Here is a 20,393-nt window from a genome sequence, read left to right on the forward strand (position 1 = left end):
CAGCTTAAACCACTCTAAAAGCAAATCGGAATACTTTTAATGCTATTTGTTTTACACTATTAATGAAGTAAATCTTGGGAGGAATATAAATGGCAGAGCATCATTTTCACTTAAAGGCCAGCTGGCCCGGACTAAGAAACGGCACAGGAAGCATTCAGGCAGGAAATCTCCGAACCGAGATATCGATTCCTCCTGAAATGGATGGACCCGGCGAGGGCACCAATCCTGATGAAATGCTGCTGGGCGCGGCGGCAACCTGTTACATCATTACACTTGCAGCCATGCTTGAGAGAAGCAAAATCGAGAAGGAAAGCCTTACGATGGAGTCTGAAGGAATTGTGGATGTCACAAATGGTGTGTTTACATATAAAAAAATCATTCACCGCCCTAACCTTGTATTGATGGCCGGGACTTCTGACATAGATGTTGAAAAAGCGGTAAGGCTTATTGAGAAAGCTGAAGAATCATGTATGATTTCAAGGGCAGTCAGAGGAAATGTCAAAATAGCAGTGGATCCTATAATCGCTTCAGCAAAAAAATGAAGCCAGGGGAAATCCAAATGCGAATGACAATTCGGATTTCCCTATCCAGCTTCAGTGCTTCAAAATCATTGTTAGTTAGTACTGCATTTTTTGCTGAATCTGTTCACACACTTCATCTGCAGATAGTCCGTTTGCATCTATCACTGATCCTTTTATAGATGTATCCTGCATGCCCATCACGTTCGAATCCAGGCCAGTAACAACACAAAAATCACAGCCTTGTGCATCGGATTCCTGATTAAGCGCCACAACATCATATCCTTTTTCAACTAATGCCTGCTGTACATTAGCTAAGGATTGCTCAACTCCAATTTTAGCCAAATAAAACACCTCCTCTTTTGTAATCTTTCCATTTGGTCACAGTATATGTATACAATGAAAAGCAAAATGGAAAAGTAAGTTCTGGAGGTGAAAACATGAATCATAAAACAAAGCAAGACCCATCTAGAGCTGGTCTCGGTTCATCACAGCCTGAGGGACAAGGCACCACGAATCACGAAACAGGCATATCAAAACCTTCTTCACGGAAAAAGCAAAAAAAATCTTAATATTGAAAGCCCATTGATTCTCTTCACTGGGCTTTCAAGGTTTAATTTAATGCTGGTTAATCATTTTTATCGCTGTCCTGCTGAGAACTGCCTTCATCATTATAAGCCGAATTGATTAGATCTATGATGTCATCTGACAGGCTATCTGCTGAAATTTTATCATTTTTGTCCATAGTCCCCCTCCTTTTCTATCCTTATCTTTCCCTCATCGAAGGCCTTCACAAGTAGAAAATCCCTCCTTATTTTTATGCGAAAATAAAGCCAAAGCACATGCACGAACCAGACCAGAATACTGAAAAGTTGATGAAGATATAAAAAGCCTCACTCATTCCAAAGATATGGAATAAGTGAGGCTTTACATATTTAAGCCGGATTTAAATTAGAAATATTTCTTTTTCCAGAATATGAAGGCCGTTCCTCCTGCCAAACCTACGGAAAGGAGCAGTGTGAATATGAAGGAATATGGGCTGTGCGCAAATGGAAGCCCGACATTCATACCATAAAAGCTTGCCACCATGGTTGGAAGCGTAAGGATGATTGTAATCGAAGTAAGGAATTTCATGGCTATATTCACGTTATTAGAAATAATTGATGCAAAAGCGTCCATCATTCCGCTCAGGATTGATGTATAAACCTCTGCCATTTCAATGGCCTGGGTATTTTCAATAATAACATCCTCAAGCAATTCTTTATCTTCTTCATACATTGTCAGATAATTAAAACGCAGGATTTTATCAAGTACGACTTTATTGGACTTTAAGGATGTTGTGAAATAAACAAGGCTTTTCTCAAGTGCCAGGAAAGTATACAGTTCCTTATTCTTCATGGATTGATGAAGCTCACGTTCTGCATCATTTGTTTTTTTGTTGATTTGTTTGAGGTAACGCAGATAATAAAGGGATATTTCAAATAGGATTTGAAGGGCAAACCTGGTTTTTTTATGTGTATAAAAAGTTTTGATTTTGTTATTTTTAAAATTGCTTAAAACAGGGGTATCTTTTAATGAAATGGTTATGAAACAATCCTTAGTGAAAATCATACCAATTGGAATTGTCTCATATATAGGAAATCCTGATTCATCATGAGTAATATAAGGATAATCGACTATGATCAGAATATCTTTGTCTTCCTTTTCGATTCTTGGGCGTTCTTCATCATCAAGAGGATCTTTAAAGAAGTCCAGCGGCAATTGGAGCTCCAGGCAAATCTTCTGAATTTCTGCTTCTGATGGTGCAACCATGTTCACCCAGCAGCCTTTAGTAATTTCGTTTACTTTTTCAAGATTTCTAGATTCATCTGTTTTATAAATTTCAATCATTTTATTAACCTCCTCTTCTAATGAGGAAGCAATTCTACCTTTTTAAGAGCTGATACTCCTGTAGCTATCACATCATGCATAACCAAGATAATATTGGCTTCCTCGTGCTGACTGGGTTCAGGATCATATGAACTACTACTCAAATGTATCAACTCCTTTTTATTTTTTAGACTTTATTAAATACAATCCACTTATCCATCTTAATCCCTAACTTTTCAAAGTACAATAAAGAGTTTTTTATTTTTTAAAATTTAAAAGTTCTAAATGTTTGCTTATACACCTATGCTGTTTCTTTCCTAATTAGTGCCAAATGCAGACGATGATCCAGTTAAGGCCAAAACCTGTTTCTGGCAGCATTCACCAGCAACAGGCTTTCTAGAAATTAATGTTCAATCAACCTCGATTTTTTGAGCTTTCTTTTAAACGACTGGCCCAGTTTTTGAAGGGGTTTCTTTAAAAGCGCCCCTGCAGCCGCAAACATGAAAAAAATGAGGATTAGTATTGCACAATCCATGAAAACTGTACTCCATACACTGCCTCCAACCGCTTCCCTCATTAAGCCAATCGCATAAGTAAACGGCAAAAAGGGATTTATTTTCTGAAAGAATACAGGTGTTACTTGTATAGGAAAGGTTCCACCTGAACCTGAAATTTGGAGAACAAGCAAGATAACACTGAGTGCCTTTCCAATATTTCCAAAAAGAGAAACGAGCGTATAGACAATAAGCACAAATACGGTGCTAATGATCATTCCAGACAATATAAACAGCCACGGATCACTGGCATATACATTAAGGAATAGAATATTTCCTGATGTCACGATTAGTGATTGTACAAGCCCCAACATCCAAAAAGTCATGAAACGCCCTAAATATAGCTGATATTGCTTTACTCCTGGCACCTCCGCATCTACAGCCATAATAGACACAAGCAGCAAGCCTCCAACCCATAGTGACAGTGTAGTATAAAAAGGTGTCATGGCAGAGCCGTAATTGGGTATAGGAAACATTTTATGTTCCTTAAGCAAAACTGGCTGTGCAAAAAAGTCGCTTTCCTTCTTAACATCGTTGATTAAAAGGCCAATGATTTGGTTCACATCATTATTTTTTTCAAACTCCCTGATTCTATTTGCCATTTTCCTTACGTTCTGCTCAATAGATGGGAGCTGCATTTGAAATTGTTTTATATCTTTAAGGCTCTTTGCAGCTGCCTTGTTGGATGTACGGAGAAGATCTTGAGTTTCCGGAATGGATCTGAGCTGTTTATCAATCGTTTTCCTTAACCGATCTGCATGTATTTTTGCATTCTTGACGGCTATTGTAATTTCAGGTGAAAGAGCCTTCTCGAAATCACTTATCAGGCTAAATAGCATTTGCCCATTTTGAATTTCCAGCCTTTTTAACTCGTTTGCTTCGCCAGCTTCCGGCGCCGCCAGCAACTGTGCCTGATTACGGTAATTGCTGATCATGGAATCCAATCTGCTGATAAAAGGAGATAGATTTTGCCCGCCCTGCCTGCTATTCAACTGTTCCAGTATATTTTTCATTGCGGATATCTGGTTAATTTGAGCTTCGATTAAAGATTTAGCTGATTGAATAATTTCTTGTTTATCTTCAGATGAAACAGACTGATCCTGCATTTTACCGTATTTACTACCCAAGCCGGCTGAGTTCGCAGATAATATTTTTAAACTCTCTTTAAACTGCGGTTTGATAAGGTCAACAGCTAGCTTTACAGTACCCAGATAGTCTGTCGCTGCTTGATGCAGATTTACCCCAGTTAGATTGATTCCCGAAAGCTCTTCAAGCCCCGCAGAAACTGTATGGATAATTTGCTGAGCTTTAACAGCATCATTTTCAGCAATCGAAGCCGCATACTTAATAAGCGGAAGCTCGCCTTCCAGCCAAAATATCATTTGTTTCACATGCTGTATTATTGGGAGATCCCGCTTCAGCTCATTACCTAAATCATTAAATACACTGAGTAATATAGAGCTTGCGGTTCTGTCAAATTCCCTGCTCACCTGTTCTGCAATCCCGCTAGCTCCCTTAGAAGTTATCTTCGGGGCGACGGCATTTATTTTTTCATTAACATAATACTGTATGACTGGTTTATCTGGTACATCTGTCAATACGCTGGTCATACGGCTGGAAAAATTTGAAGGAATGATAATACAAGCATAGAATTCCCCTTTTTCCGTTCTGCTTTTAGCATCCTTTTCACTGGTGAATTGCCAGCCGAGTGTACGGTTCTTTTTTAAAGATTGAACCACTTTTTCACCCAAGTCGATATGCTTTCCATTTAAATTAGCGCCTCTGTCATTATTCGCAACACCTATAGCAATTCCTTTGGTATTGCTGTAGGGATCCCATGAAGATTCAATATTGAACCATGCATAAAGAGATGGCAGCACTAAAACACCCATGGTTACGATTAACGCTGCCCAATTTACATACACACTTTTTATATCATCTTTAAAAATTCTCCATAACATAACTTAACATCACCTGCCTGGCAGTATGATGCTATTCTTTGTTTAGAAATGTTGTATAATACATTATTTCAGCAGTGCTTTTGCATGCAGCGGAAAAACGGCCCTTTACATTCTATTCATGAGGCAATGAACTACAGGAACGATTTTTTTTAAAAAAAACGTCCTGACATGCAGACGTTTTTGTAAAGTATAAATTTGTTAATGGTGAACCTTTTCATTATAATAATTTACACTGTACATGGCGCCTTCATCGACCATCTTATTATCGTCTGTGTCATAGGGATCGGGATGTCCAGACTTTTCCAATGCATCGGGGACGGGCGGCTGCTGCCGGGACCAAAGACTTACGGCCTTATCTTTTATACCATTATAAAAGCCTACAGCTTTATCCCTGCTGCTTTTAGACGATAAGAGAGAAACACCGGCAATTCCGACTCCAAGCCACACATAGGGTCCAACTCTTTTAGCTGCTGCCATCCTTACCTTCCTCCTTAAAATGCAATATATTTTTTTGTACCCTTTATTGCGTTTATACAAACCATGAATAAATTCTCCCTATAGAAAAAACCGCACGGAGCAGAGCCCCAGTGCGGTTTTTTCTTATTAAAATGTTTTTCCTAATTGTTTCGCTTTTTCAATTCCTTCTTGCTTAATTGCTTCAGCACGGTCAGGGAATTGGTTATGTCCTTCGATAAATAGACCTTCAAATGAAGGGATACCGAAGAAGTTCATGATAACTTGAATGTATCTGTGTCCCATTTCAAGATCAGCTGCAGGACCTTCGGAATAAACTCCGCCTCGAGCCTGGATATGAAGTGCTTTTTTGTCTCCAAGAAGCCCTACTGGACCTTGCTCGGTATATTTGAATGTTTTTCCTGCAGTACAAATTGAATCAAGATATGCCTTCATAACTGGAGGGAAAGAAAAATTCCATAATGGTGTGACAAAAACGTATTTATCAGCTGCAACAAATTGATCAGTCAATTCAGCAAGGCGGCCTACTTTAGCCTGCTCTTCGCTTGAAAGCTGGTCAAATTGTGAGCCAGAACGAAGCTTGCCCCATCCGCTGAAAACATCAGCGTCGATATGAGGAATATTCATTTTATAAAGATCCAAATGAACCACTTCATCGTTAGGATTTGATTCACGGTATGAATCTACAAAAGATTTACCCGCAGCAAGGCTGAATGATGTTGTTTCATCATGAGGGTGTGCAGTGATGTATAAAACAGTTGACATGTTGAATACCTACCTTTTCATTATTTGTCTTAAAAGACTTTTTTATTTTACTGCTTAAAGCAGAAATAAACCTAGGATTTTGCCTGAATCAGACAAGAAGCTTTATAACATTTCCAGAAGGATCCCTAGTAAAAGGCATTCCATGTTCGTTCCATACTTCATGGCCGGCAAGGTTAAGCCTGCTGATTGCAGACTCTCTTTCCTCGCTTTTGGCAAAAATAATGGAATACCATTGCATGCCTAAGCTTTCCGGATCCGGGGCGGGCGCTTCATGGCCCTTCCAAGTATTTAGCCCGATGTGATGATGATATCCCCCACTGGAAACAAACAGGGCATTATTACGGAATGGAATAGTAATATCAAACCCTAATCCATCGCAATAAAAATCTTTTGCCAGATTTAAATCATTTACAAAAAGGTGGATATGACCTAAAACCGTCTGATTTGGAAGCCCTGACCATTTTTGATTTTGGCCTTCGTTTAAAATACCTCCCGCATCAAGCGGATCACTGACAAATGGAAGCTCTCCGTCCTGCCAATCCCATTCTTCTTTCGGCCGGTCACAATATATTTCAATTTGATTGCCTTCGGGATCATCTAAATAAAGAGCTTCACTAAATTGATGGTCAGATGCGCCTCGCAGGGGATATCCGAATTCAGACAAATGTCTCATTACTGAGGCTAAGTCACGGCGCGCCGGCAGCAGGAGGGCAAAATGGTATAAACCGGCCGCCCTGCTATCTGCGGGACTTGCCCCCCTCTTTTCTTCAAGAATAACAAGAGGAACCCTTCCATCCGCTGTAAAATATACTGCCTTTTCATTTTCCGATAAAATGTTCAGGCCAATTACTTCTTTGTAAAAGTGTTTAAGGTTTTGAAGGTCTTTTACAGCAAGATGCACATGTCCTGCCCGGGTGTGACGGTTGTCATGAAATTCCATGTTATCTCCCCCTGCTATTTATTTTCCACCTTTTTTGCATTTTTACCATTGGAATAAAAACCCTTTTAACATAAAGCAATCTGCTGACTCGCAATAAATAGGTTACTTTATGTAAGTTAGTATATTATTTTCTTTTCATTCCGTCAAGTAAGTTTGTTTTAATTAGTTGTATTGTTACTTTTTCACTAAATAGGGTATACTATTATTCAAGAGGTGATACATGTGAACATAGCTTCTATATGTCCGCGATTTGAAAAAGGCATGCAAATAATCAGCAAACGGTGGTCGGGAATGATCATCAGCCAGCTTTTGCAGGGGCCTCAAAGATTCTGCAATATTGAATCTTCATTTCCAATCAGCGGCAGAATCTTATCTGAACGGCTTAAGGACCTGGAGCAGGAAGGCATTGTAAAGCGGGAAGTATTTCCTGAAACTCCTGTCCGGATCGAATATTCTTTAACGGAAAAAGGCATTGCCATTGAGCCTATCATCCGTGAAATCGAGAAATGGTCACAGCAATGGATTACACTTGAGGATGAATCATAATCATGGCTTCATGTTTTAATATAACATTCTTGAAAGGAGACAATACGCAGCGTCTCCTTTTTGCTTTGCTTTTTTTATTTTCATAAAACCCGCCCCGCGTCAGTTAATCTCCTTGTCTGTCTCCTCTACACACTTACCTTTCCCTTTTGATCCTGCAGTTAACCCGCATCTTCGAAAGTTTATGCAAAGACCTTGGGTGGTATATTTTGTTTAGATGTTGCCAAACAATTAAATTTATAGGCGGTGAAATTTTGAAAAATTACGATTGCATAATCATTGGCGGAGGTATAGCCGGTCTGCAGGCTGCTATACAGCTCGGCAGATATAAGCATAATATTCTTGTCATTGATTCCGGCCATGGCCGTTCCAGCATATGCAGAGGGTATCATAATATATTAGGCTGGCCGGATGGGGTCAGCGGGAACGAACTACGCGAGCTTGGAAAAAGGCACGCAGAAAAATACGGTGTAGAATTTATAAAAGACAAAGCCATAAAATTGGAAACTCATAAGGATTATTTTACAGTCATTGCCGAACATCTGGGCACTTTCCAAACCAAAACCGTTTTTCTTGCCACCGGCCTTGTTGACCGCCTTCCCCAGCTTGAAAATCTAAGTCCCTGTCTTGGGCGTTCAGTCTATGTATGTCCAGATTGCGACGGATATGAAGTGGCCGACAAAAAAACGCTAGTATTAGGCGGAGGAAATACCGGGGCAGAAGCTGCACTTACCTTAACGTATTTTACGGGTGACATCGTTTTTATCAATCACGATCAAAAGCAAATGGATGATGGTCTTGAAATAAAACTGAAAAAAAATGGCATCCCTATTATTTGGAAAAAAATCGCCAAAGTACTCATTGATGATGAAGAAAACTTTAATGGAGTAACACTTGAGGACGGTGAGACGATACTTGCTGAAAGAGGGTTTACAGGCTTTAGCGGCAACAAGATGAATAACGAACTGGCTATTCAGGCAGGCGTACAGCTCAATGAAAGCCAGCATATCGCAACGAACCCCAGAACGAAGGAAACAAGTGTTACCGGGATTTGGTCTGGCGGTGATTTAATAGCACATTCCGAACAGGTAACCATTTCCATGGGTGATGGATCACAGGCAGCCATATGGATTCATAAACGGCTGATGGGAGAAAAAAGAATAGAGGAATAACCAAAAAGGAAGCTGAATCATATCAGCTTCCTTTTTGGTCATTCAGGTCCTGCTTGACCGGCCTTTGATAACATTCACAATAATCAGGATAATTGCAATGATTAGCAAAATGTGAATAAATCCTGCTGCTAAATGAAAAACCATTCCCAGTATCCATAAAATAATTAAAATACCTATTATTGTCCAAAGCATATGAGATCTTCCTTTCAGTTTGTATGTAACCTATTTATAAATTACCCTCTCTTTTGAAATTAAAAACAATTATTTTAAAAATTTTTATAAGGCAAATGGTTAAGCTACATAATTTTTTTTTATAAGAACAAAATAAGAAAAACCTATTTAAAGGGTTAATTGGAAGGAGCTTATCTTAATGAAAAAAACAGCCTTGATTCTGCTGCTTGTGATTTCGATGTTTACACTTTCTTCTGCTTCCGAAGTGTTTGCAAATGAACAGCCAGCAGCAAAAGCAGAGAAAGTGCAGCTAACAGACAAACAAAAGAGTGAATTATCTTCCATCCACGAAGATATTCTAGCCAAGAAGAAGGAATTGATTATGAAATATGTCGAATATGGCATGATGTCTAAGGAACAAGGAGATAAAATCATTCAGCGTTTTGAGGAGCATTATAATATGCTGAAGGAAAATGGATATAAAATGCCCGGACACTACGGACACCGCCACCATAACCATTAACTTATACCAGCCTTTATGGCTGGTTTTTTTATGTTAATCTATTGTATTTCTGGCTTGCATTCAGAAAAACCCCCATTAAAAAAGGTATTGATATTTCTGCTGTCGAAATAGTAACGATAAAGAGTTATTAGGAGATGAATTGGATGAACAAAAAAGGTATCACAGCAGAAGATTTATATCAGTTAAAATCGGTAACAGATCCACAGCTTTCTCCTGATGGAAGTCTTATTGCCTATGTACAGACAAGTATTGATGAAAAAACAGATAAATATCTTTCCAATCTGTTTGTTTATAGCCTTTTGTCTAGAAATACGGTTCAATGGACTTTCGGTAATTTCAGGCACTCTTCTCCCCGCTGGTCTCCGGATGGGCAAAGCCTTGCTTTTCTATCCAACCGGACAGGCAAAAATCAGATTTATCTTATGAGTACTTATGGCGGTGAAGCAAAGCAGCTGACAGATTTCCCATACGGTGCGACCTCCCCGATATGGTCTCCTGACTCTGCCCTTCTCCTTACTGGCTGCGGATTAAAACCGAGTGAATCACTTGAATCGGCACATGAAAAAGAAAACAAGGATGAACGAAGCGAAGGTTTAATATATCATTCCATTAAATACAAAGCTGATGGAAAAGGCTACTTAAACCAGGTATTTCAGCAGCTTGTGATTGTGAATGTCCGAACAAAAGAATTCCAGCTCCTTACAGAAGGAAACAGGGATTATCATCCAAGCGGCTGGTCTCCTGATGGCTCAAAAGTGGTTTATCATACAGATGAAGCGGAAGACAGCGATTATCGATATATTTCTGATGTATTCATCTTGGAAATCTCAACAAAGGAGAAGGAAAATATAACAAACAGCAGAGGTGTTTTTTACGGCGCCAAATGGTCTCCTGATGGCCACTATCTTATTATGACAGGGCATGAAGCGGAGTATAGAGGCGCAACACTGGCCAAAATTTGGATTTATAATACAGAAGATAAATCCTTATCCTGCTTAACCGCTGGATGGGATGTAGAAGTCGGGGATGCGGCAATTGGCGATTTTCAGATAGGCTCGACAGACCCTGGATTGTTATGGACCAAAGACAGTGCGGGCTTCTACTTCTTAATAAGCGACCATGGAAACACAGGCGTATATTATGGAACGATTGGAGGAGCCATGTATCCTTCCATCCTTGATTCTCAGCATGTATATGGTTTATCCATCAACCCTGAAACACACCATGCAGCAGTGGCCATCTCTCTGCCTGAACAGCCGGGAGATTTATTTACCTATAATCTTTCCACTGGTGAAAAAGAACAGATTACCTTCGTTAATGAGCAATTGCTGAAGGATCGCTTCCTTTCAAAGGCAGAACCTATTGTATTTCAGTCAGCTGACGGTCTTGATATTCATGGATGGATTATGAAGCCAGTTAATTTTCAGAATGGGCAGAAATATCCGCTGGTTCTTGAGATACATGGAGGCCCGCATGCTATGTATGCAAATAGCTATTTCCATGAGTTTCAGTCGCTTGTCACAGAAGGTTATACCGTACTTTTCGCGAATCCGCGCGGAAGCCATGGATATGGGCAGGAATTCGTTAATGCAGTCCGCGGCGATTATGGCGGGATGGATTATGAAGACTTAATGGCTGCAGTGGATTATGCACTCTCAACATATGACTTCATTGATCCGGAGAGGCTTGGTGTGACTGGAGGCAGCTATGGAGGCTTTATGACGAACTGGATTGTTGGCCATACTGACCGTTTCAAAGCAGCTGTCACCCAGCGCTGCATATCCAATTGGCTGAGTTTTTACGGTGTGAGCGATATCGGCTATTACTTTACAGAGTGGGAAGTCGGCGGGAATATACTTGATGATCCTGAAAAATTGTGGCATCACTCGCCTCTTAAATATGCTAAAAATGTAACAACCCCTTTGCTATTGCTGCACGGAGAAAAGGATTTCCGGTGCCCGATTGAGCAATCCGAGCAATTTTACGTTGCACTCAAACGGCAAAAGAAAGAAGCAGTACTGGTATCATTCCCTGATCAGACACATGAAGTATCCAGAAGCGGTGCTCCAAAAATGAAGCTGCAGCATGTACAGCAAATTCGGGACTGGTTCAAAAAATATCTCTAAAAACCAAAAAGGGCAGAAAACTCTCTGCCCTTTTTGGTTCGTGATAAAAAGCTCTTTACTGCTCTTTCTCACTTTTAGCTTTTTGGTCAATTGTCCCTGCCATATAATCATCGTTTACTTGTTCATGAGTTTCAGCGAGTCCACTGGATAGCTGATCATTTTTCTTATAGTCTTCAACTTCAAATTGCTTGCCTGCAATTTCAGATGAGCTGTTTTGCTGTTTTTTATTATCTTTTTCCATGTTAATTCCCTCCTTATTATCAATCCACAAATTTTCCATAATCAGGAACGGCAATGGTATCAAATTCTCTTGCAAGCCTGGCTAGATTTTCTGCCAGTTCTGTGCCTATCATCGGCCTTCCATGTCCTGTCACGGCAGCGGAGGGTTTTAGCTGTTCCAGTTTAAGAACCGAAGCTTTTGCCGCTTTCCAATCTGTTGTAAGGTAACGCGGCGGTCCGCTGATTTCTTTTTCCTGGGTAATCACTTTATACAGATTTTCCTGTTTAACCGTAACGAAAGCATCTCCAGCGATTAATGACCTGTCACTTTCGCGAAACAGAGAAATATGTCCTGGTGAATGGCCAGGAGTCCAAATCCATTTCCATCCGGACAACCCCGGGACACTTCCATCCTCCGGAAGCAGTGAAACATGATGATCTAGATCAATGCCCTCGTTTGGAAACAGCCTGGACATTTTGGCGACCATCCCTCCTTCAACTGAGGAATCTGGTTCAGGATAATCCTTTTGTCCAGTTAAATAAGGAAGCTCTAATTTATGTGCATATACAGGCGCATTCCAGTATTCAATCAAATCAACAATTGAACCGATATGGTCAAAGTGCCCGTGAGTCAAGATAATAGCAGCTGGAGGATTGCCTTTTCCATACAGCTCTTCCGCTTCCTTTATAATTTTTTCGGCAGAGCCTGGCATCCCTGCATCAACGAGCACCCACTCTTGATTTTTGGCTGGTTTTCCTATAAAACAGACATTGACGATTTGAATAGTAAAGCAATAAATATCTTCTGTTACAAACTTTGCGTCCCCGCTTGTGACAGAAGTGACTGGCAACTTCTTTTCGCTTAAATGGTGATCATCCAAGATGACGTCCCTCCCCTAGTCATTTTTGTTAGTATTGTTCATTCTGAAATTTTTATGTTTCTTACGCTTTTTTACCCTTGTTTAGGGTTTAATACACGGCAAAATTTAAAACAGCTTCATATTTGCATATGAAACTGGTTTTTTAATCATGAAATTTTGGCTCTGTTAAATCTGTTTGCCGGATTCAGCTACAGGCAACAGCTGGGCCGTTCGCAAATCCTTATAACAGCTTTGCGTCTGCTTCGAGGAGACCCTGCCACTAATCCCCCATACACATTTACCAAAAAGCAGTGTGAATGAACAAATTAATATACATCCTTTCTGGTAAAAACCGTAAAGGATACAATTAAAGCAATGGCCCACCATATCAAAAGCACTGCCATTGAGGACATTAAGGTCATTCCGTTAATAGGAGGGGAAACGCCATTTAAATAATTCGTTAATTTCATATTAACCATAAATAAATATTTCGCAGACTGCCAAGATGAGACCATATTTGAAAGAATCGCGCCTGAGATGAGTGCAGCAAGCATAACTCCCATGCCGGCTGCCGTACTTCTGATGAGCACTGAAAGCATGAAGGAAAGTGTGCCAACTACAACAGCCACGAACCAGACTAGCCCCATATCCATCAGCAGGAATTTCCACTGGCTTATCAGGCGTACATGGCTGGTATCCAGATTTCCGGCTTTGACACTGAAACCCGTAATAACCGGTGCATTCCAGCCTGCATAACTGAACACAATCCCTGACAGCACGTATGCAAGAAGCGCCGCCATGGCCACTATAACGGAAGCAGAGAGCAATAAAGTAATATATTTGCTCATTAAAATCCTCCATCGTTTCACTGGCCTGGTAAGCAGCAACTTAATAGAACCAAGGCTGTGCTCCGAAGAAACCATATCACTCGCTATAATCATAACAAGCAGGGGAATAAATAAATCACTGGCATTCTCAATAAACATCCTGGTGAATGATACTGCCCCGGGCTCTGTAGGATTGATATCATGATCAAGGTAATATTGCTCCTGTTTCAGGCTAATCTGCAGCTGCTTTCTCCAGTCATCAGAAAGCCTGCTTGAGCTTAATCTGTTCTGGGTATCAACGATTTGCTGCTGCAGGGCTGTACGCCAATCTTTGGTTCCAAGTTTTTCCCGCTGTGATTCTGATTGCTTGTATTGGGCATACGTAAATAAAAGTACCAGCACACCGATGATGATTCCTATAATGACTAAACGTTTTCTGGCGAGCAGCTTCAGCATTTCGTTTTGGACAAGCTTATCCATGGCCAAGCCCTCCCCCTGCAGTCATTTCCAGGAATAGATCCTCAAGAGAAGGCAGTTTGCGGTTCATCTCAATCACTTTAACTCCCTGCTGCAGCAATTTTTCATTCCACACCGGCACTTCATTTTCATGAAACGGAGTAGAAAGATAACCATCTTCTGTATCAGTCACCTCTGTCAGCTTTTCCAAGACTTCCTTTCCCTTTTCCTGCGGAATGAGGCGCCAGTTCATTTTTTCCTGTGCATGAAGCAAGTTCCCAACAGTGTCTTCCTTAATTATTTCTCCATGGGATATGATGGCAACCCGATCGCAAAGCAGCTGAATTTCACTGAGCAGATGGCTTGAAACCAATACGCTCAGTCCTTCCTTTTTCGCAAGGTCCCTGATAAACTGCCGCATTTCCCTGATTCCTGCAGGATCCAGTCCATTAGTAGGCTCATCCAATATTAAGATCTTAGGAGAATTTAGCAAAGCCTGCGCAATCCCAAGCCTTTGCCGCATGCCTAAAGAGTAGGTTTTGACCTTATCCTGAATTCTGTCCGTTAATTCAACCAGCTCTGTGACCTCCCGGATGCGCTCTTCGCCAATACCAGGAAGCATTCTGGCAAAATGAAGCAAATTATCCCAGCCTGATAAGTAAGGATAAAGTTCAGGATTTTCTACGATACACCCCATTTGCTCCATGGCTTTAGTAAATTGTTTTTTTACATTATATCCGCAGATTTCTATGCTTCCTGATGTAGGCTTTATCAATCCTACCAGCATCCTTATTGTCGTGGTCTTTCCAGCCCCGTTCGGGCCAAGAAAACCGAATACCTCACCCTTCAATAACTGAAAGCTTACTCCTTTAATGATCTCATGCTTGCCGATTGTCTTTGTCAAGTTTTTCACTGAAAGTGTAACTCCGCTCATGGTTTATTCCCCTCCCACTTAATCATCGGGGCAATGCGTTCTGCAATTAATTGATACCCAGCCTGATTTGGATGAAATTTATCACTATATAAATAGTCATTAATAGAGAGCTGAAACAGATCAAAAACTGGAACAAAAACAATCTTAGAATATCCAGCACACAGCTCAGAAGCCTGGTAATTCCAATCTCTAACAATGGCACTGGTCAGCTTGCTGTCCTGAAGAGCGATAAAAGGATTATACAAACCGATCACGAAAATCGTAACTTCCTTATTATCGGAACGGATATCTGTCAGTACAGATTTCAGATTTTTTAAATACCCCGTCTCTATGGCTTTAATATTCTTTGGAGTCAGGTCAGACAGTGTCTTGCCGCCTTGAAACAGATCATTTCCTCCAATGGTAATCATAACTGTATCTGTCCCGGCAAGCTGGCGCTTAACTTCTTTCTGTTTTACTTGTTTTGCCAGCTGGACAGAGGTTTGGCCATTTATGCCGAGATTATGGACAATGACGTTTGTCTTAAATTTCTTTTTCAGCTTATCTGTGACTAATCCAACATAGCCCTTCCCAGAATCATCACCGGTTCCCCGTGTCAGTGAATCTCCCAGAGCCACTATGTCCATGCTTTTTTTATCGCTTGTCGGGATACTTGCAGAATTCTTTGGTTTATCTAACGATCCATTATTATGCTTGCCGTAATAATCAATTATGGCCCACCCAAAGCAAGCCAGGAACAAAACAGCTATACACGATGAAAGGATTGTCATGATCCGTACCTTATTCATGCTAATATTTGGTCACCCTCTCAATTTTTCACTTTATTCCATTAAAACATAATCTTTATTGAAATTAAAAAAAATGGCTTCTCTAAATGTGCCATAAATAGGCGGTGAGCTTATGTTCTATTTCTTCACAGCGAAATCACTGCTATTTGGTAATCGTTACTCTCATCATTCCCAAGATGACAAATGGTAAATAAATACAACAATATGAGTGGTGGTAATGCATGGTAAAATGAGCATTTTTAACGAAAATCTAAAAGGATTTAGTAAGCTGGCGGGGCAAAATAAGCCACAAAAGCTTTGCGAACATGAAAAAGCCGTACTTCATTCATATAAGTACGGCTTTTTTTGTATTTAGTTCTGCCAAGACAACAGCAAATTGACGGATTTTCTGCGGTACAAAATATCATTTACATCTATCTTGTTAACCTTTGCTGTAGAGTTTCCGGCGATTGGTAATCGTGTCTTCCTTAGGTTCTGTACGGCGGATAAAAAACGAAAGCGCAAAAGCTGCAACTGTCAGCCAGGTAGCAATCATAAATGCATCATTTATACCCATAACAGCACCCTCTCTGGCTGCAAGAGCAAAATGGGCTTTATCGGCTGGCAGTATGTGCTGCCTGGTCACGATTTCAGTGACATGCTTTGTTCCCTGATTCGTCATAATAGACACAAAGAAAGCCATACCGACAGCACCAGCGACCATTCTTAACGTGTTAACAAGAGCTGTGCCATATTTATTAAGAGTAAGTGCCAATTCATTTAACCCCGCTGTGAATATCGGCATCATTAATATGGACATTCCGAACATCCTGATTGTATAAATCGTTACAACGTAGGAAAAAGTGGTAGTCACTTCAAGCTGTGTGAGTGCATAAGTGGTAACTATCGTTATCGCTAAACCAGAAACAGCAAGCCACTTCGCACCGAATTTATCAAAAAGCCTTCCAGTTATAGGTGACATGATTCCCATGACAATGCCGCCCGGAAGCAGCATTAATCCTGATTGCAGCGGTGAGAATCCCCGTACACTCTGCATATAAATCGGCATTAAAATCATACCTGAAAACATTGCCATCGTTACTATTACATTGATGATGGTTGTCAGAGTAAAAATGGGATAACGGAATATGCGGAATTCAAGGATAGGATGGTTAACCTTGAACTGTCTCCACACAAATAGGGCCAAACTTATAGCACCTGCAAGGAACATGACAAGGACTTCTGGATCTGTCCAGCCTTTTGTCCCGCCTGTTGCAAAGGCGTAAAGTACACCGCCAAATCCTATGGTGGATAAAGCGACACCTAATCTATCAAGCTTCGGCCTGCTCGTTACAGACACATTCCTTACTAAGAAAATCGCGACAATGAAATTAAGAAAAGCAAAAGGGAAAATAACGAAAAATAACACACGCCAAGAATAATTCTGAATGATCCATCCAGAAAGAGTGGGGCCGACAGCAGGCGCAAAGTTCATCGCCACACCGAAAATCCCCATAGCAAATCCCCTTCGTTCAGGAGGAAACAATGTAAAAATAACATTCGTTATAAGAGGAAATAAAATGCCGGCTCCAGCAGCCTGTACTACACGTCCGACCAGCAGTACAGAGAAATATGGAGCAACTCCGCACAGCAGCGTGCCTAAAGCAAAAAGACCCATAGATGCGAGGTAAAGCTGTCTTGTTGTAAAACGTTCCATTAAATAAGCAGTGATTGGAATGACGATGCCGTTAACAAGCATAAAAATAGTAGTCAGCCAATTTGCAGTAGATGCCACTACGTGAAAATGTGTCATTAGCTGCGGCAAGGCAATATTAATTAACGTTTGATTCAAAAACGCAATAACCGCACCAGCAAGCATAACAGCAAAAATAGGGGTTACACTATTTTTGCTTCTTTCTTTTTCATGAATAATCATTGATGATATTTCTCCTCTATTTAAATTTATCACAACTTTTTTTTGCTATCCGCATCTCTTAACACCTATAAAGGCACATCTATAAAGCCTGTATCTTTGGTATACACATATTTCGAAGTGAAGATGTTATTATAAAAGAAAATACTGCAAAATCATAGCTATGTGCTCAAGCCTCGACATGAAATACAGAATAAAATTTTCTTCATTCTGCAACAGCCATAAAATCATCAGCATCCGTTTCACTGCAGCAATTTAGAGCATATCCAAAAAGGTAAATTGCAGATATATAAACTATACTTCATAATTATTCAAATACAAGTGAAATTTATAAGATTTTTATGAATGTCATGCATTTTTATTATTGTCTATGTTAATTTAATTGTTTGATTTTTCGGTTATATACACCTTCCTTAAAGAAGGTGTATCACATAAAGCCATTGCAGGCTTTAAGTTGCCGCACCATGAAATCTGGTATCCATCCTTTCAAACAGCTGTCATCCGTGTTGACATCCTGCTTATGGTAAAGATCTTTTACCATAAGCCTTAAAACGGTAATAACCATTTTTTTACGCAGACAGAAAAGCTCTTCAAGTATCTTTTTTGGTATGGTAATTAATGCGTAATGGTGATAAGAAAATTTGAACTGGAAAAGAGTTGCGAGGAAATTGCAAATGAAGATTTGCAAAACATATTATACCATAATTAAGCTTTCTATAAGTTTTATATTTTTAATTATATTTGAACCAATGGAACACCCAAACTAGTAAGTAAGGATTTAACCAAAGAAAAAGACAAAATAGTATTTAGATGATAGCCCCCTTTGCCTTCTCCAGAATAAAAAATGGCTAGAGCCTGGTTGGATCGTTTTCTGGAAAGAGGAACAGATAGTCGAGTTCAGTCTTTATTTTTGAAGTGTTCCTTATGTTTTGGCAACTCACCATCACTTTAAAACATTGCATCATTTTTGAAACTATCAGTATGGCTTACTGACGAAGAAGAATGCAGTGTACTCACCTGAATTAATGGATGAATTTTTTTAAACTCGCTACATTTTCTTCTAAAAATAAAGCATTTTTCTTAATTCCGCGGCGTTTACACCATCCTATACTATTGAAGGCATCCATAAATCGATAAAAAGGCAATACACTTTCTAAATCAATCAATGGTCTGATACTGTTATAGCCATCCCGATAGGCGTTATGCAAGGAGGAATCAAAGCGCAGAAAATCACGGTATAATTTGGTGAAATCCATTTCTGTTGAACCAAACCTTACACTCTCAAAATCTATAAGTCCTGAAACTCTGTTATCATCAACAATTATGTTTGCTGGACGAAAATCCATATGCACAAAGCTTGGTCCATCCGGAGCGGGAAGCTGATTTTTCATTTTCTCGAATTTTTCAATGGACTTTTGGTATAAATGCGCATCCAAAACGAGACTTACATCCTCAGCAAAGCTATAAAATTGTTTTTCAATAAAATTTGACCAGTCTGCAAATTCATTTTGTATGGCATTTAACTTTTTTCCTGCAACCGGACTGATAGTATGCATCTCAGCTTGAAGGACCCCAACTTGAAACGCGGCTAGCGGCGAAGCCATTAATGACAGCGGTTTTCCTTTTAATTCAGATAATAAAAAAGCACCCGGACATTCTTCATCACCAGACCAATACCCCAGCATATCAGGAATGGAAATCCTTCCTTTTAAAATATCATAGGCTTCTGCCTCCCGCTGGCACTTCAATTTTGTATATGGGATTTTCAAAAAAACATTTTCACCATTAGACAAAGTACATTTATAAACTGTTGAACTATGGGAATCCTCAACCTCGTTAATTGATTGTACCTGCAGTCCAAATTGTTGAATAACACGATTCAACATCAAACTTACCCTCCTTTATAATAAATCTAATCCTTGTTAGTTAGAGGAATATTGAAATACTCTTTCTTTTAAACAATCCAATACAGCATTTCTTCCCACTAACCTCTTTAGCACAATAAAAAAATAGACTCTGTATAAACTTGCCTGTTGATTTCCGCTTCAGACGCAAGACTCAGGGAGTCAAGCGTCCTCCCCTCCAATCAAAAAAGTGCAGAAATCAGCAATGTACAATACCGGCTGTATGCATTAATCAATAATCAGCCAAATAACGATATTTAGACATCTTCACAACACTTTAATAATTTTGATATTATCTTTGGCCTTTTTTGGGAGATATAAATATCTTTAATAGGCAGCACTGCATACCAAGAGTTCTCAGTATATCCAGTTAAAATTGTTTTATCATATATTAAATCTATCTTTAACCTTTTATTTACATCTAAAGATCTGGAAAGTTCCCTATAAACTTCATTCATTTTATCATTATCAAACACACTTTCAGTGGCTATCTTTCCAAATACCCCATTCCACCAAGCCAAAAAGGATTTAACACTCTCAGAATACCCGAATGCCCCCATAACATTATTCTCAAATAGTTTTTGATACAATGCTTTATCAAAGTCTAATATTCCATTATGGTCATACATGCGACTTTGGAAATTCTTATTTGCAGCCTCTTTCCATACTTCTTTAAAGATATTTTCAAACTCTTCATCTAATATACCCCACATTGAGCTATCAATGTATGGAAACAAAGGATCATCATTATCTTGATTTTTACTGTTTAGATATATATTTTGAATATAAATTAAATAATTCAAGGTATAAGGCGCATTGACCTCCATTTCAAATCCGTTAGGTACTGCTTCTTGAACCTCCATAAAAACATGTTCCT

Annotated in this window: 22 protein-coding genes; 6 read left to right on the top strand and 16 right to left on the bottom strand. The window is 39.6% G+C overall.

The genetic code is table 11. The features are described from left to right. The first annotated feature begins 89 nt into the window (after positions 1–89). Positions 90–542, top strand: coding sequence for an OsmC family protein (locus ACN6MY_RS15415; RefSeq protein WP_419880987.1), 453 nt, complete (start codon positions 90–92; stop codon positions 540–542). A 75-nt stretch (positions 543–617) separates the two neighbouring features. Here the strand turns inward: ACN6MY_RS15415 and ACN6MY_RS15420 are convergent, their stop codons facing one another. Beyond that, the gene (locus tag ACN6MY_RS15420) at positions 618–863 is read right to left on the bottom strand and encodes a YkuS family protein (protein ID WP_419880988.1); all 246 of its coding nucleotides are present in this window, start codon (positions 861–863) and stop codon (positions 618–620) included. Positions 864–958: 95 nt separating this feature from the next. On the opposite strand from ACN6MY_RS15420, the gene ACN6MY_RS15425 reads away from it, so the two are divergent. After that, positions 959–1,090, top strand: a complete 132-nt coding sequence (locus ACN6MY_RS15425) for a YuzL family protein (RefSeq protein ID WP_419880989.1) — start codon at positions 959–961, stop codon at positions 1,088–1,090. 379 nt (positions 1,091–1,469) lie between these two features. On the opposite strand, the gene ACN6MY_RS15430 is transcribed toward ACN6MY_RS15425, so the two are convergent. From ACN6MY_RS15430 to ACN6MY_RS15455, 6 genes are all read right to left on the bottom strand, one after another. Next, complete coding sequence (locus ACN6MY_RS15430; RefSeq protein WP_419880990.1) at positions 1,470–2,408, bottom strand: magnesium transporter CorA family protein; 939 nt, start codon at positions 2,406–2,408, stop codon at positions 1,470–1,472. Positions 2,409–2,425: 17 nt separating this feature from the next. Then, complete coding sequence (locus ACN6MY_RS15435; protein ID WP_256213149.1) at positions 2,426–2,551, bottom strand: hypothetical protein; 126 nt, start codon at positions 2,549–2,551, stop codon at positions 2,426–2,428. Positions 2,552–2,790: 239 nt separating this feature from the next. Next, the gene (locus tag ACN6MY_RS15440; protein WP_419880991.1) at positions 2,791–4,902 is read right to left on the bottom strand and encodes a YhgE/Pip family protein; all 2,112 of its coding nucleotides are present in this window, start codon (positions 4,900–4,902) and stop codon (positions 2,791–2,793) included. A 198-nt stretch (positions 4,903–5,100) separates the two neighbouring features. Further along, a complete protein-coding gene (locus ACN6MY_RS15445; protein ID WP_419880992.1) occupies positions 5,101–5,379 on the bottom strand; it encodes a hypothetical protein in 279 nt (92 codons plus the stop codon). A 126-nt stretch (positions 5,380–5,505) separates the two neighbouring features. Then, on the bottom strand, positions 5,506–6,141 hold the full coding sequence (locus tag ACN6MY_RS15450) for an FMN-dependent NADH-azoreductase (protein WP_419880993.1): 636 nt from the start codon (positions 6,139–6,141) through the stop codon (positions 5,506–5,508). A gap of 88 nt (positions 6,142–6,229) precedes the next feature. Then, positions 6,230–7,081 carry a VOC family protein gene (locus ACN6MY_RS15455; protein ID WP_419880994.1) on the bottom strand — a complete coding sequence of 284 codons (852 nt, stop codon included), beginning with the start codon at positions 7,079–7,081 and terminating at the stop codon, positions 6,230–6,232. Between the two features lie 261 nt (positions 7,082–7,342). Between ACN6MY_RS15455 and ACN6MY_RS15460 the strand changes: the two genes are divergently transcribed. Both ACN6MY_RS15460 and ACN6MY_RS15465 read left to right on the top strand, forming a co-directional pair. Then, on the top strand, positions 7,343–7,627 hold the full coding sequence (locus ACN6MY_RS15460) for a winged helix-turn-helix transcriptional regulator (protein WP_419884182.1): 285 nt from the start codon (positions 7,343–7,345) through the stop codon (positions 7,625–7,627). Between the two features lie 248 nt (positions 7,628–7,875). Continuing rightward, on the top strand, positions 7,876–8,796 hold the full coding sequence (locus tag ACN6MY_RS15465) for an NAD(P)/FAD-dependent oxidoreductase (protein WP_419884183.1): 921 nt from the start codon (positions 7,876–7,878) through the stop codon (positions 8,794–8,796). A 42-nt stretch (positions 8,797–8,838) separates the two neighbouring features. Here ACN6MY_RS15465 and ACN6MY_RS15470 read toward each other — a convergent pair whose 3' ends face one another. Further along, positions 8,839–8,988: a lmo0937 family membrane protein gene (locus tag ACN6MY_RS15470; protein ID WP_419880995.1), complete on the bottom strand. Its 150-nt coding sequence runs from the start codon at positions 8,986–8,988 to the stop codon at positions 8,839–8,841. Positions 8,989–9,166: 178 nt separating this feature from the next. Between ACN6MY_RS15470 and ACN6MY_RS15475 the strand changes: the two genes are divergently transcribed. Together ACN6MY_RS15475 and ACN6MY_RS15480 are read left to right on the top strand one after the other, a co-directional pair. After that, positions 9,167–9,490 carry a YckD family protein gene (locus ACN6MY_RS15475; RefSeq protein WP_419880996.1) on the top strand — a complete coding sequence of 108 codons (324 nt, stop codon included), beginning with the start codon at positions 9,167–9,169 and terminating at the stop codon, positions 9,488–9,490. A 143-nt stretch (positions 9,491–9,633) separates the two neighbouring features. Beyond that, complete coding sequence (locus ACN6MY_RS15480; RefSeq protein ID WP_419880997.1) at positions 9,634–11,616, top strand: S9 family peptidase; 1,983 nt, start codon at positions 9,634–9,636, stop codon at positions 11,614–11,616. Positions 11,617–11,671: 55 nt separating this feature from the next. Here ACN6MY_RS15480 and ACN6MY_RS15485 read toward each other — a convergent pair whose 3' ends face one another. The 8 genes from ACN6MY_RS15485 to ACN6MY_RS15520 all read right to left on the bottom strand — a co-directional run bounded on the left by ACN6MY_RS15485 (position 11,672) and on the right by ACN6MY_RS15520 (position 20,379). Further along, positions 11,672–11,857: a YozQ family protein gene (locus tag ACN6MY_RS15485; protein WP_419880998.1), complete on the bottom strand. Its 186-nt coding sequence runs from the start codon at positions 11,855–11,857 to the stop codon at positions 11,672–11,674. 19 nt (positions 11,858–11,876) lie between these two features. Beyond that, positions 11,877–12,716, bottom strand: a complete 840-nt coding sequence (locus ACN6MY_RS15490) for an MBL fold metallo-hydrolase (RefSeq protein WP_419880999.1) — start codon at positions 12,714–12,716, stop codon at positions 11,877–11,879. Positions 12,717–13,021: 305 nt separating this feature from the next. Further along, positions 13,022–14,002 carry an ABC transporter permease gene (locus ACN6MY_RS15495; protein ID WP_419881000.1) on the bottom strand — a complete coding sequence of 327 codons (981 nt, stop codon included), beginning with the start codon at positions 14,000–14,002 and terminating at the stop codon, positions 13,022–13,024. Next, positions 13,995–14,912, bottom strand: a complete 918-nt coding sequence (locus ACN6MY_RS15500) for an ABC transporter ATP-binding protein (protein ID WP_419881001.1) — start codon at positions 14,910–14,912, stop codon at positions 13,995–13,997. Before ACN6MY_RS15500 ends, ACN6MY_RS15495 begins: the two co-directional genes overlap by 8 nt. Further along, positions 14,909–15,700, bottom strand: coding sequence for an SGNH/GDSL hydrolase family protein (locus tag ACN6MY_RS15505; protein WP_419881002.1), 792 nt, complete (start codon positions 15,698–15,700; stop codon positions 14,909–14,911). Before ACN6MY_RS15505 ends, ACN6MY_RS15500 begins: the two co-directional genes overlap by 4 nt. Before the next feature lie 421 nt (positions 15,701–16,121). Continuing rightward, the gene (locus ACN6MY_RS15510; protein WP_419881003.1) at positions 16,122–17,615 is read right to left on the bottom strand and encodes a DHA2 family efflux MFS transporter permease subunit; all 1,494 of its coding nucleotides are present in this window, start codon (positions 17,613–17,615) and stop codon (positions 16,122–16,124) included. A gap of 1,019 nt (positions 17,616–18,634) precedes the next feature. Continuing rightward, complete coding sequence (locus ACN6MY_RS15515; protein WP_419881004.1) at positions 18,635–19,498, bottom strand: phosphotransferase family protein; 864 nt, start codon at positions 19,496–19,498, stop codon at positions 18,635–18,637. 275 nt (positions 19,499–19,773) lie between these two features. Further along, positions 19,774–20,379: a group-specific protein gene (locus ACN6MY_RS15520; protein WP_419881005.1), complete on the bottom strand. Its 606-nt coding sequence runs from the start codon at positions 20,377–20,379 to the stop codon at positions 19,774–19,776. Positions 20,380–20,393 lie beyond the last annotated feature (14 nt).

It is taken from the genome of Peribacillus sp. B-H-3 (genome assembly GCF_048572925.1).
Classification (GTDB): Bacteria; Bacillota; Bacilli; order Bacillales; family DSM-1321; genus Peribacillus.